The following is a 13,015-nucleotide window of genomic DNA, read 5'->3' on the forward strand; positions in this document are numbered from 1 at the left end:
AATCCTTAGTCCGGATAGCCCTGCGGATGGCGTGATTGCCAGTGCCAGGTATCCTGTGCCATTTCATCGAGCGTGCGGGTGACACGCCAGTTGAGCTCTTTATCCGCTTTGGTGGCATCGGCCCAGTAAGCCGGGAGGTCGCCATCACGGCGGGGAGCGAAGTGATACTTCACCGGCTTGCCGCAGGCTTTACTGAAAGCATTCACCACATCCAGCACGCTGCTGCCAATCCCGGCGCCGAGGTTGTAAATATGCACGCCCGGTTTGTCCGCCAGTTGCTGCATCGCCGCCACGTGGCCGTCGGCCAGATCCATGACGTGAATGTAATCGCGCACGCCGGTGCCATCTTCGGTGGGATAATCGTTACCAAAAATCGCCAGGGAATCGCGACGCCCTACGGCAACCTGCGCGATATACGGCATCAGGTTGTTAGGAATGCCCTGCGGATCTTCGCCCATATCACCTGAAGGATGCGCGCCGACCGGGTTGAAGTAGCGCAGCAACGCGATGCTCCACTCAGGCTGGGCTTTTTGCAGGTCGGTCAGGATCTGCTCTACCATCAGCTTGCTTTTGCCATACGGGCTTTGCGGCGTACCGGTCGGGAAGCTTTCAACGTAAGGAATTTTTGGCTGATCGCCGTAGACGGTTGCGGAAGAGCTGAAGATAAAGTTTTTAACGTTGGCCGCACGCATGGCGGAGATCAGACGCAGGGTACCGTTGACGTTGTTGTCATAGTACTCAAGCGGTTTTGCCACCGATTCGCCAACCGCTTTCAGGCCCGCGAAGTGGATAACGGTTTCAATCGCGTGATCGTGAAGGATTTCAGTCATCAATGCTTCATTGCGGATATCGCCTTCCACGAAAGTCGGCTGTTTACCCGAAAGGCGTTCAATGACCGGCAGCACGCTGCGCTTACTGTTGCACAGGTTATCAAGAATGACAACATCGTGGCCGCTTTGCAGCAGTTGCACACAGGTATGACTTCCTATGTAACCGCTACCACCTGTTACCAGAACTCGCATATTTCGCTCCATTAGGCTTATGGTATGAATTAACCATAGCATATCAGAGACGCGAAAAGTGTGACATGGGATAAAATAGTGGTATCGTTTACACTGGTTTTCACACGCGCTTTTTCTCAGACTGAGTGCATTGTAGATCAAAGAGATAGAGATGTATTGTTGCAGGTTGTCTGAAAAGCGGAGGGCAGCGCCCTCCGAGCGTTAATCGATTTTGCTCAGCAGGTAGCGGTATTGCTCGCCGTCAGGGACAAATTCCAGCCGATGGGTGATGCAGGACGGGGCATCCTCAGCATGGTGGGACACAAACAGCAGCTGGGTTTCACCTTCGCTAATCAGGACATCCACAAAGCGGCGGATCAGCTGACGGTTGAGCGGATCCAGCCCCTGCAACGGTTCATCCAGAATCAGCAGCGTAGGGTGCTTGACCAGCGCGCGGACGATCAATGCCAGCCGCTGCTGCCCCCACGACAGGCTGTGGAAGGGTGCATCGGCGACCCGGTTATCCATACCCAGAATATCCAGCCACTGCTGCGCCAGCTTGTGCTGCTTGTCGGATACCGCCTGATAAATACCAATGGAGTCGAAGAAGCCAGAGAGGATCACGTTTCGCACCGTGGTGCTCACCCGGTAGTCCAGATGCAGGCTGCTGCTGACATAGCCGATGTGCTTTTTGATATCCCAGATGGTTTCCCCGCTGCCGCGGCGACGGCCGAACAGGGTGAGATCGTTGCTGTATCCCTGCGGGTGATCCCCGGTGATCAGGCTCAGCAGCGTGGATTTACCCGCCCCGTTGGGGCCGACGATCTGCCAGTGCTCACCAGGATTAACCGTCCAGCTGAGGTGATTAAGAATAGGGCGATCGTCGTAAGCAACCACCCCATCGCGCAGCACAATGCGCGGCTGGTCAGGATCCAGCCCGTGGCGCGCCGAAGGCGCATCCGGCTCCGGCAGGGCAATACCGTCTAGTTTCTCGCTGTGGGCCAGCTGCGCAATCAGCGCCTGCCGAAGCAGTACGGCTTTCTCGCCGGTTTCGGTCAGGCTACAGTCCGCCAGCACGCCTGCATAATGTACGAAATCCGGGATCTCATCAAAGCGGTTAAGAACCAGCACAAGCGTGTATCCCTGCTGGTTAAGCGACGCCAGCAACGCTGCCAGCTGTACGCGGGACTGTACATCCAGTCCGTCAAACGGTTCATCCAGGATCAAGAGTTCCGGCTCGCTCATCAGCGCCTGACACAGCAGCGTTTTGCGCGTCTCACCGGTAGAAAGATATTTGAAACGGCGGTTAAGCAGGGCGGTAATGCCAAATTGCTCCGCCAGCTGCTGACAGCGGGCAGGATCTTTTATCTCATCCTGGATAATTTCCGCCGTCGTGCGGCCGGTATCTTCTTCGCCGGGGCTGAGCAAATCGGTATTGTTACGCTGCCACTCATCGCTGACCAGCTTTTGCAGCTGTTCGAAGGAAAGGCGCGTCAGCCGGGTAAAGGTGCACCGACGTTCACCCTTCAGTTGGGTTAATTCGCCTGCCAAAGCGCGGGCCAGCGCGGATTTTCCGCTGCCATTAGAGCCCACAAACGCCCAGCTTTCTCCGGCGCGAAGGGTTAACTCTGGCAGCGATAAGGTACGGGTATCGCTAAGACGAAACGTGCCTTGCGAAATATGCAATGATGACATGTGTTATCCCATTTTTTGCAGCAACAGATGTCAGGGATACTCAGTGTAAGCAGGGTTGTCAATGTGCTTAGCACAATGTGGCGATAATTATCCTGTCTGCATTGAAATATGCGGTCACCACAGCACCTTTGTCTAATTCGGTCGCGTCGTTCACCGGAACGGTGGCGCAGAGCAACTGTCCATCCGGCAGGGTCATCAGCACTTCACACTGTTCTGCGCCGCGCTCGATGTGGCTGATGCGTCCCCGCAGCTGGTTGTCGGCCTCTGCGGCCTGCTCAGGGTTAAGCGTGATGCTGATCCAGGGGGCTTTGAGTAATACCAGCACCTCCTGACCTTCGTTCAGCCCAAGGCGTTGACCACTTTGCGCGGTGATGGCGGCTTTCAGGCGCGTCGTGCCGTCCGCGAGCAGGATCTCAATATGCTCCTGCACCTGCGAATGATCGCGCCCCGTCACCGTACCAAACCACTGGTTACGGGCGCTGGTCTGCAAAGAGAAACGGGAGATGGCGCCCAGCAGGCTGTCCAGCGGCAGGTTGTCGTCATCGCTCAGCACATCAAATGCTTTTTGCTGGATCTGCGCCAGTAAATCGTAGAGCTGGATCAGACGTTGCCCGTAACGCGTCAACACGGCGCCGCCGCCGCCTTTCCCGCCGGTGGCGCGCTCAACCAGCGTGTGTTCACTCAGGGTGTTCATGTCGTTAATCGCATCCCAGGCGCTTTTATAGCTGATGCCGGCGTTTTTTGCTCCCTGGCTAATCGAGCCAGTTTGTTCTATTTGTTTTAACAGGGCGATACGTCGCGGATCGGCGAAAAGCTTCTGCTGAAGTCGTAGGGTGAGGAGAATTTCGGCCTGCATAACAGTGTCCCGGCAAAAAGGCTATTGTGACCCAAATGCCCGGGGGCGGAAAGCGCACCGCACAAAAGGGGATGTTTTTCTTACTTTTCAGGGTAGAATAAGCCGTTCACAAGATCTGGAGAAAACCATGTTAGAGTTGTTGAAAAGTCTGGTATTCGCGGTAATCATGGTGCCAGTAGTGATGGCTATCATCCTCGGTGCCATCTACGGCCTGGGTGAAGTGTTCAACGTCTTTTCGAACATTGGTCATCGTCGTGACCAGCCTAAAAAGCAGCAATGATTTCCTCCAAAACGCCCGGCCAGCCCGGGCGTTTTGCTCTCAAGTTTATTCCTCTCCCGCCGATATCTTTTACAACGTTCCTTGAGTTTACGCATTAATGGGTACGATTTAGCGCTAGGAACGCCTGCGATATATCGTTATATTTGTTTGTATATAACGATACGCACAGGCGCTTCAAATGGCACGTTCATGGGTACGCCTTCTCGCAGGGGCAACGCTGACTCTCTCACTCACCGGCCACGCGCTGGCGGATGAAGGAAAAATCACGGTCTTTGCGGCGGCGTCGCTGACTAACGCGATGCAGGATATTGCTGCGGTATACAAAAAAGAGAAAAACGTCGAGGTGGTCTCGTCGTTTGCCTCCTCGTCCACGCTGGCCCGCCAGATTGAAGCGGGGGCGCCCGCGGATCTGTTCATCTCTGCCGATCAGAAATGGATGGATTACGCGGTGGAGAAAAAATCTGTTGATACGGCTACCCGCGAAACGCTGCTGGGAAATAGCCTGGTGGTGGTTGCACCCGCAAACAGCAAGCAGGGCGACATCGCCATCAACAAACAGACGGACTGGACCCGTCTGCTCAACGGTGGTCGTCTGGCGGTGGGCGATCCGGAGCATGTTCCTGCCGGGATTTATGCGAAAGAAGCGCTGCAAAAACTTGGCGCATGGGAAACCTTATCGCCGAAGCTGGCTCCCGCAGAAGATGTGCGTGGCGCGCTGGCGCTGGTGGAGCGTAACGAAGCGCCACTCGGGATCGTTTACGGCTCCGATGCCGTCGCCAGTAAAGGCGTGAAGGTAGTGGGTACCTTGCCGGAAGACTCGCATAAGAAAGTGGAATATCCTGTTGCGATAGTTGATGGGCATAAAAATGCGAGCGTGACGGCCTTCGTTGACTACCTGAAGGGGCCGGAAGCGTCCGCTATCTTTAAACGTTACGGATTTACGACTCACGAATGATATTGACCGAACCTGAATGGCAGGCCGTGCTGCTGAGCCTGAAAGTCTCTTCCCTGGCGGTTGCGCTGAGTTTGCCCTTTGGGGTGTTCTTTGCCTGGTTACTGGTTCGCGTGAAGTTTCCAGGCAAAGCCCTGCTCGACAGTGTTCTTCATCTTCCGCTCGTCTTGCCGCCTGTGGTGGTCGGCTATCTGCTGCTGATCTCCATGGGGCGACGCGGCGTTATTGGCGAGTGGCTGTACGACTGGTTCGGACTGACCTTTGCTTTCAGCTGGCGCGGCGCGGTTCTGGCCGCGGCGGTGATGTCTTTCCCGCTGATGGTGCGCGCTATCCGTCTGGCGCTGGAAGGGGTGGATATCCGGTTAGAACAGGCCGCCCGCACGCTGGGCGCAGGCCGCTGGCGGGTATTCCTGACCATTACGCTTCCGCTTACGTTACCGGGCATTATCGTCGGTACGGTGTTAGCCTTCGCCCGCTCGTTGGGTGAGTTTGGCGCGACCATCACCTTTGTGTCCAACATTCCCGGCGAGACGCGGACCATCCCGTCGGCCATGTATACCCTGATTCAGACCCCGGGTGGCGAAGTTGCGGCGGCCCGGCTGTGTATTATTTCGATTGTACTCGCCCTGGTCTCGCTGCTGGTGTCTGAATGGCTGGCGCGCCTCAGCCGTGAACGGATGGGGAAACCGTGATGCTGGAACTCAACTTTACGCAAACCCTGGGCAGTCACACCCTGACGCTGAACGAAACGCTGCCTGCCAGCGGTATCACCGCCATTTTTGGCGTGTCCGGGGCGGGGAAAACGTCGCTGATTAATGCGATTAGCGGCCTGACGCGTCCCCAGTCTGGCCGTATTGTGCTAAATAACCGCGTCTTAAATGACGCGGAGAAGAAGGTCTGCCTGTCACCGGACAAACGCCGTATCGGCTATGTGTTTCAGGATGCGCGCCTGTTTCCGCACTACAGCGTTCGCGGGAACCTGCGTTACGGCATGGCAAAAAGCATGGCCGGACAGTTCAATAAGCTGGTGGCGCTGCTGGGCATCGAACCGCTGCTGGATCGTCTGCCGTCGTCGCTGTCGGGTGGTGAAAAACAGCGTGTGGCGATTGGCCGCGCCCTGTTAACCGCGCCGGAACTGCTGCTGCTGGATGAGCCGCTGGCCTCGCTGGATATTCCGCGCAAGCGCGAGCTGCTGCCGTATCTGCAACGTCTGGCGCGGGAAATCAATGTGCCAATGCTCTACGTCAGCCATTCGCTGGATGAGATTTTACATCTGGCCGACAAAGTGCTGGTGCTGGAAGCGGGCAGGGTGAAGGCATTCGGCAATCTGGAGGAGGTGTGGGGCAGCAGCGTTATGCATCCATGGCTGCCAAAGGAGCAGCAGAGCAGCATTCTGAAGGTGAGCGTGCTGGAGCACCATCCGCACTACGCGATGACCGCGCTGGCGCTGGGCGATCAGCATTTGTGGGTGAATAAAATCGATACGCCGATTCAGTCCACGTTACGGATCCGCATTCAGGCGTCGGATGTCTCATTGGTCCTGCAACCGCCGCTGCAAACCAGTATCCGCAATATTTTGCGCGCAAAAGTGGCGCAGTGTTTTGATGATAACGGCCAGGTGGAAGTGCAGCTGGAAGTGGGCAGCAGAACGCTGTGGGCGCGCATCAGCCCGTGGGCCAGGGATGAGCTGGGTATCAAGCCTGGCCTGTGGCTTTACGCGCAAATCAAGAGCGTTTCCATAACCGCCTGATCACAGCAGGTGGGTATAGATATACTGCGCGATGCTGTCGGTGGTGTTATCACCAATCACCACGTCAGCGCGCGCTTTCACCGCGTCATCGGCATTACCCATCGCCACGCCCGTTCCGGCCGCTTCCAGCATGCTGATGTCGTTATAGTTATCGCCGAAAGCAATTACGTCCTGCATTGATCCGCCCTGCGATTCAACGAACTGGGTCAGACGCCTTCCTTTGCTGTTGCCTTTGCGGGCGATATCCACCTGATCGTGCCAGGACCATTCACATTCCAGACCCAGCGTATGCTCGACATGTTTTGCGAAGGTATTCAGTTTGGCGGTGTCTTCATCGGTCAGGGCAAATTTCCAGATTGCTTCGACGTCTTCCGCCGCCTGGCGCAGGGAGGAAACCTGAGTGAACACCGGACGCTGCGCTTCCGGCAGAGACAGGGCCCAATTGCTGGTGCGGATCACATGGCCGGTAGGGCGTTCATACACCATGGCGTTATCCACATACATCAGGCCGTGAATGGCGTGCTCATCCAGTAAATCAATCAATTGCAGCGCCTGCGTAACGGGAAGCGGATCGGAGGCTAAAACCTTTTTTGCCTGATAATCATACAAATAGGTGCCATTACAACAAATTGCAGGTGTATCTAAGCCCAGTGCCTGATAAAAAGGATGAATGGCTACGTGATGTCGACCCGTTACGATGAGAAGTTGATACCCCGCTTCCTGGGCTCGTTTGAGGGCCTCAAGAGAAGAGGGGAGCAGGGTTTTCTGAGGGGTAAGCAGTGTTCCGTCTAAATCCAGGGCAATCACTCGCGAGGTCATTTTTTCTTCCGGGTTAATGTTGAATTTAAGGTCTGTCGGGATGGTACACCGAGAGCGGAACCCTGCAAAATCCCGGACTACAATTCAGCATTCACCGTTAAAAATAATCAGGAGTATTCATGAAACAAACCGTTTATACCGCCAGTCCTGAAAGTCAGCAGATCCATGTCTGGCGTTTGAATACAGAAGGTTCGCTTACGCTGGTTCAGGTTGTTGATGTGCCAGGCCAGGTGCAGCCGATGGTCGTCAGCCCGGATAAACGTTTTCTTTATGTCGGCGTACGCCCCGAATTCCGCGTACTGGCATACCGCATCTCCCCGGATGACGGCGCGCTGACCTATACCGCAGAAGCCCCGCTGCCGGGCAGCCCGACCCATATTTCCACTGACCATAAAGGCAACTTTATCTTCAGCGGCTCCTACAATGCAGGCTCCGTGAGCGTCACCCGCCTGGAAGACGGTATTCCCGTTGAAACCGTCGACGTGGTAGAAGGGCTCGAAGGTTGCCACTCAGCCAACATTTCGCCGGATAACCGCACGCTGTGGGTGCCAGCGCTTAAGCAGGACCGCATCTGCCTGTTCACCCTGAGCGATGACGGCCATCTGGTCGCGCAGAGCCCGGCGGAAGTCACCACCGTGGAAGGCGCAGGCCCGCGCCACATGGTCTTCCACCCGAATCAGCAGTATGCCTATGTCGTTAACGAGCTGAACAGCTCGGTAGACGTGTGGGAGCTGAACGATCCTAACGGGCAGATCGAGTGCGTACAGACGCTGGACATGATGCCATCTGATTTCTCCGACACACGCTGGGCGGCAGACATTCACATCACGCCGGATGGCCGTCACCTGTATGCCTGTGACCGTACCTCCAGTCTGATCACCGTCTTCAGCGTCTCTGAAGACGGCAGCGTTCTGGCAGTTGAAGGCTTCCAGCCAACTGAAACCCAGCCGCGCGGCTTTAATGTCGACCACAGCGGCAAATACCTGATTGCGGCGGGGCAGAAATCCCACCACATTGCGCTCTATGAAATCCAGGGCTTGCAGGGTCTACTGGAAGAGAAAGGACGCTATGCGGTCGGACAAGGGCCGATGTGGGTTGTGATTAACGCTCATTGATCCGTAGACGAAAAAAAACCTCGCAAATGCGAGGTTTTTTATGCGCGGTTAATGCATGTGGCAGGCCGGGTAAGGCGCAGCCGCTACCCGGCAGCAGGCATTTTACTGCTTCGGCTCAGCAACCACTTTGCTACCCAGACCGCGGTTGTTGTATTCCCACATGCGGTTGAAGTTAGCGTCGTTCAGGTTACGCTGCACGTTGTCTTTATCATCCACCGTGCCGGTGTTGCCGGAGAAAGGACGTTTCGAGATCGCCGCATCCGCCCACGGTTTCGCCATGTTAAAGCCTTCGTTAATCACGCTGTCGCGGATCACGACCTGGCCGTTAGTGGCGGAGTCCACGTCCAGAGAGCGACCAAGCTGCGCCACGCCATCGCCAGCAGCAGTAAAGCGGCTATTCACGGCCAGGAAGCCATAGAACAGGTTAGACTGCGTGGCCGGTGCAAAGACGTAACCTTCCTGCTGCGTACGTGAATTCACCACGCGGAAGTCGGTGTTATCAAATACCACCGCGCCGCGGCCAGAGACCATATCCACGTCGCCTTCAATGTAGCTGTTGGTGACCAGAGTACGCGTCAGACGGTTGTTCTGAAGGGTATTCTGCACGCCGCTGTTGGTCACGAAGAAGGTGTTCTGGCGGCCCAGGATATTGACGTTGTTAATCTGTACCTTGTCGCCATCGCTACGCAGCGCCACGGCCTGATGATTACCTGCGTCAACGCTGTCGCCCAGGGTGTTCTGAATGGTCAGGTTTTGCAATTGCAGGCCATTGTTTTGTGACCAGAATACCGCCGAACACATCACGCCAATGGTGGCGGCACGCTTGCGCTGGCAGTTATCAAACATATACCACGCCGGTTTACCTGGCATGTATTTACCGGCCGGGTTCACCAGATGGCGCCAGGTGGTGCTGTCGATCTCTGAATCAATCGCCAGGCCAATTTTTACGTCGACCGCTTTTTCGCCCAGGCCGTAAAGCGTAATGCTTCCCGGTGCTGCCGGAACATAAACGGTTCCTTCGTATTCACCCGGCAGGATGGCAATGTACTGACGAGATGCGCTGTGTTTGGTGATTGCGGCATCAACGGCTGCCTGAATAGAGGTGTGTGTAACGCCCTGCGCCCCGGCCGGGCCGACAACGAAGTCTGGCTGTTTCGGCAGGTTAATAGAAGAAGGCGTCCACGGGGCTGCATTGGGATCCATCGCCGAGAAATAGTGCGCACGGGTGAAGTTCTTCGCTTCAGCCGCTGACAGGATCGGACGGGAAGCGGTGCCCGGAGCAACCTGCTCAGAAGGTTGCTGATCCGGTGGTGTTGAACTGCAAGCGGATAAAGTCACGCCAAAGGCGAGTGCCAACGCCAGACGGGAAATCCTGGAAATATTCAAGGTAATGCTCCTGGGTATGCAAGTCTTATCTGGATAGACGAAATAGCCTGCTTTTTTATACTAAGTTGAGCGAAACGGGAAGATAAAAACCGGAAAAGTTGCATTTTTGCCCGCAGGCGACGGGAAAGTCATCACAAATAAATAACATTTTCCCCCAATGCGGTTGACAGCAGGCGGCAGATGAAAATAAATGTCTATACAACCCATGACAAGTGGAAGGCACATGCAGCAGCTTAATCCCGATGATGTTATATGGCGAAATGCGCGACTGGCAACCCTGGCGACAGGCGAGGCGGAACCCTACGGCCTGAGAGAACAACATGCCCTCGTTGTGCGCGGCCAGACGATTCTGGCCATTATTCCTGAATCCGAGATCCCCTCCGGGCATCGTCAGTGTGTCGATCTCGACGGGCGTCTGGTTACTCCCGGCCTGATCGATTGCCACACCCATCTGGTGTTCGGCGGCGATCGTGCAGCGGAATGGGAGCAACGGCTTAACGGCGTGTCATATCAGACCATTAGCGCGCAGGGCGGCGGAATTAACGCCACGGTCACGGCCACCCGCAACAGTTCGCCGGAAACGCTCCTGACGGTGGCGCAGCAGCGACTCCAGCGGCTGATGAATGAAGGCGTAACGACCGTTGAAATCAAATCAGGATACGGTCTGAATGCCGAAGCCGAAGAGAAAATGCTGCTGGTTGCCCGCCAGCTCAGCCTGAATAATCTGGTCGATATCAGCCCGACGCTGCTGGCCGCGCACGCCGTTCCTGCCGAGTACCGACAGGATCCGGATGCCTATCTGGCACTGGTCTGTGAGCAGATCATGCCCACGCTGTGGCAAAAAGAGTTATTTGAAGCGGTGGACGTGTTTTGTGAAAACGTCGGCTTTACCCCGGCGCAAACCGAGCGCCTGTTCAGGGCCGCCGCCGCGCTCGGGATCCCGGTAAAAGGGCATGTAGAACAACTGTCGAATCTTGGCGGCGCGGCGCTGGTCAGCCAGTATAAAGGGCTGTCGGCCGATCATATTGAGTATCTCGATGATGCAGGTATTCAGGCGATGGCGCAAAGCGGCACGGTGGCGGTATTGCTCCCCGGCGCGTTCTATTTTCTTCAGGAGCGCCAGCGTCCACCGGTGGCGCAGCTCAGAGAGCAGGGTGTGCCGATGGCGGTGGCTACCGACTACAACCCGGGCACCAGTCCGTTTGCCAGCCTGCATCTGGCAATGAACATGGCCTGCGTCCAGTTTGGCTTCACGCCGGAAGAGGCCTGGGCTGGCGTGACGCGGCATGCGGCGCAGGCGCTAGGACGTGCTGCGACGCACGGGCAGTTAAAGCCCGGTTATGTGGCTGATTTCGTCGTCTGGGAGGCGAATCATCCGGTTGAGATGGTTTACGAGCCGGGGCGGAATCCTTTGTATCAACGCGTGTTTCGGGGGCAGGTAGCATGAAACTGTGGCATCCCGTCTCCCCGCAGGTCTGGCAGGGGCGTGACGACAGCGCCGAGTCCAGCACCGCGAAACGTCTCTTCCAGACCATACAGCAGCGCGAACACTTTTCTCCCGTGCCGTCAGGCATTGCCCTGCTGGGCTTTGAATGTGATGAAGGGGTTAAGCGTAACCAGGGCAGGCCCGGTGCTGCACAGGCGCCCGATGTGTTGCGCGGCGCGCTGGCGAATATGGCGAGCCATCAGGGGCATGCGCGCCTCGTGGATATGGGTTCTGTTTATGTTGAAGGCCACGCGCTGGAGGCGGCACAGCAGGCGCTGAGCGAGGCCATAACCGCGTGCCAGCAATCCGGGATGCGTACTCTGGTTTTCGGCGGTGGACATGAAACCGCCTGGGCGCACGGGCGCGGCGTGCTGGACGCCTTTCCGAACGATCGCATTGCGGTGATCAACCTGGATGCGCACCTCGATTTACGCAAGGCTGAACGGGCAACGTCCGGCACGCCGTTCCGCCAGCTGGCGCACTACTGCGCGTCTCAGTCTCGGGTGTTTCACTACGCCTGCCTGGGGGTAAGCCGTGCGGCGAATACTCAGGCGCTGTGGGAGGAAGCTGAGCGGTTGAACGTGACGCTGGTTGAAGATCTCGATTTTCGCCGGGATGCGCTATCCGCGCTGGATAGCGTGCTTACGCAGGCAGACCGGGTTTATCTCACCGTTGACCTCGATGTGCTGCCTGCCGCAGAAATGCCCGCCGTGTCCGCCCCTGCGGCGTTGGGGATCCCGGCGCTGGATCTGTTCCCGGTGATTGAGCGTATCTGCCGAAGCGGTAAACTACAGGCGGCGGATCTGGTGGAATTTAATCCGCACTACGATCGGGACGGTCAGGGGGCGAAGCTTGCCGCCCGACTGGCCTGGCAAATTGCTCACTGGTGGGCATAACAACATTCAAGGAGTCATGATGTTTTCACGCTCGCCCCTGCCGCAGCCGAGTCCTCCCGCGCCTTTTTACGAAAAGGTGAAGCAGGCGATCAGCGAAAAAATCGCCGCCGGCGTCTGGCGCCCGCACGACCGCATTCCGTCCGAGGCCGAGCTGGTGGCGCAGTTTGGCTTTAGCCGAATGACCATCAACCGCGCACTGCGTGAACTGACCGATGAAGGGTTGCTGGTGCGCCTGCAAGGGGTCGGGACATTTGTGGCGGAGCCAAAAGGACAGTCGGCGCTGTTTGAAATCCGCAGCATTGCCGATGAAATTGCCGCCCGCAACCATCAGCACCACTGCGAGGTGCTGGTGCTTGAAGAGACGCAGGCCAGCGCCGAACAGGCCATCGAGCTGAACGTTACCGAGGGCACCCGGATTTTCCATTCGGTGATGGTGCACTATGAGAACGACATTCCGGTCCAGATTGAAGATCGCTGCGTCAACGCGGAGCGGATACCGGACTATCTGAATCAGGATTACACCCAAACCACACCGCATGCGTATCTCTCGCTCGTCGCCCCGCTGACGGAAGGGGAGCATATCGTGGAAGCCGTGCGCGCCACGCCGCAGGAATGCGAGCTGTTGCGTATTAAAGAGCACGATCCCTGCCTGCTGATCCGCCGTCGTACCTGGTCGTCCTCGCAAATTGTGTCGCATGCGAAGCTGCTGTTCCCGGGAAATCGCTACCGGTTGCAGGGCCACTTTATGTCATAAGTTTTATAAGCGTGATCGCTAACGC

The 13,015-nt window shown here is 56.8% G+C and carries 13 protein-coding genes; 8 read left to right on the forward strand and 5 right to left on the reverse strand.

From position 1 onward, the window contains the following. Positions 1-5: 5 nt before the first annotated feature. The 3 genes from galE to modE form a co-directional block, all read right to left on the reverse strand. Positions 6-1,022 (reverse strand): UDP-glucose 4-epimerase GalE, encoded by a 1,017-nt coding sequence (gene galE, locus RY075_RS07030; RefSeq protein WP_003858554.1) that lies wholly within the window; start codon positions 1,020-1,022, stop codon positions 6-8. A 201-nt stretch (positions 1,023-1,223) separates the two neighbouring features. Continuing rightward, positions 1,224-2,696, reverse strand: a complete 1,473-nt coding sequence (modF, locus tag RY075_RS07035; RefSeq protein WP_109948659.1) for a molybdate ABC transporter ATP-binding protein ModF — start codon at positions 2,694-2,696, stop codon at positions 1,224-1,226. Between the two features lie 67 nt (positions 2,697-2,763). Beyond that, positions 2,764-3,552, reverse strand: a complete 789-nt coding sequence (modE, locus tag RY075_RS07040) for a molybdenum-dependent transcriptional regulator (protein ID WP_338628353.1) — start codon at positions 3,550-3,552, stop codon at positions 2,764-2,766. 127 nt (positions 3,553-3,679) lie between these two features. On the opposite strand from modE, the gene RY075_RS07045 reads away from it, so the two are divergent. The 4 genes from RY075_RS07045 to modC all read left to right on the forward strand — a co-directional run bounded on the left by RY075_RS07045 (position 3,680) and on the right by modC (position 6,534). Continuing rightward, positions 3,680-3,832: an AcrZ family multidrug efflux pump-associated protein gene (locus RY075_RS07045; RefSeq protein ID WP_003858549.1), complete on the forward strand. Its 153-nt coding sequence runs from the start codon at positions 3,680-3,682 to the stop codon at positions 3,830-3,832. Positions 3,833-4,010: 178 nt separating this feature from the next. Beyond that, on the forward strand, positions 4,011-4,787 hold the full coding sequence (gene modA / locus RY075_RS07050; RefSeq protein ID WP_338628354.1) for a molybdate ABC transporter substrate-binding protein: 777 nt from the start codon (positions 4,011-4,013) through the stop codon (positions 4,785-4,787). Further along, positions 4,784-5,476 (forward strand): molybdate ABC transporter permease subunit, encoded by a 693-nt coding sequence (gene modB / locus RY075_RS07055; RefSeq protein WP_338628356.1) that lies wholly within the window; start codon positions 4,784-4,786, stop codon positions 5,474-5,476. The genes modA and modB overlap by 4 nt, the downstream gene beginning before the upstream one ends. Continuing rightward, positions 5,476-6,534 (forward strand): molybdenum ABC transporter ATP-binding protein ModC, encoded by a 1,059-nt coding sequence (gene modC / locus RY075_RS07060; protein WP_003858541.1) that lies wholly within the window; start codon positions 5,476-5,478, stop codon positions 6,532-6,534. The genes modB and modC overlap by 1 nt, the downstream gene beginning before the upstream one ends. Here the strand turns inward: modC and RY075_RS07065 are convergent, their stop codons facing one another. Then, entirely contained in the window at positions 6,535-7,353 is an 819-nt protein-coding gene (locus tag RY075_RS07065) for a pyridoxal phosphatase (RefSeq protein ID WP_045350713.1), read from the reverse strand. It abuts the gene before it with no gap. 119 nt (positions 7,354-7,472) lie between these two features. On the opposite strand from RY075_RS07065, the gene pgl reads away from it, so the two are divergent. Beyond that, positions 7,473-8,468, forward strand: coding sequence for a 6-phosphogluconolactonase (gene pgl / locus RY075_RS07070; RefSeq protein ID WP_048241126.1), 996 nt, complete (start codon positions 7,473-7,475; stop codon positions 8,466-8,468). Positions 8,469-8,570: 102 nt separating this feature from the next. Here pgl and RY075_RS07075 read toward each other — a convergent pair whose 3' ends face one another. Beyond that, positions 8,571-9,854 (reverse strand): putative acyl-CoA thioester hydrolase, encoded by a 1,284-nt coding sequence (locus RY075_RS07075; protein WP_003858537.1) that lies wholly within the window; start codon positions 9,852-9,854, stop codon positions 8,571-8,573. 223 nt (positions 9,855-10,077) lie between these two features. Between RY075_RS07075 and hutI the strand changes: the two genes are divergently transcribed. From hutI to RY075_RS07090, 3 genes are read left to right on the forward strand one after another with little or no spacing between them, the layout of a single operon-like run. Beyond that, entirely contained in the window at positions 10,078-11,301 is a 1,224-nt protein-coding gene (gene hutI, locus RY075_RS07080; protein ID WP_045346786.1) for an imidazolonepropionase, read from the forward strand. Continuing rightward, positions 11,298-12,236, forward strand: a complete 939-nt coding sequence (gene hutG / locus RY075_RS07085) for a formimidoylglutamase (RefSeq protein ID WP_003858535.1) — start codon at positions 11,298-11,300, stop codon at positions 12,234-12,236. Before hutI ends, hutG begins: the two co-directional genes overlap by 4 nt. Before the next feature lie 19 nt (positions 12,237-12,255). Then, the gene (locus RY075_RS07090; RefSeq protein WP_003858534.1) at positions 12,256-12,990 is read left to right on the forward strand and encodes a histidine utilization repressor; all 735 of its coding nucleotides are present in this window, start codon (positions 12,256-12,258) and stop codon (positions 12,988-12,990) included. Positions 12,991-13,015: the final 25 nt, after the last annotated feature.

The sequence above is a fragment of the Enterobacter sp. JJBC genome, from assembly GCF_036936505.1.
GTDB lineage: Bacteria > Pseudomonadota > Gammaproteobacteria > Enterobacterales > Enterobacteriaceae > Enterobacter > Enterobacter hormaechei_C.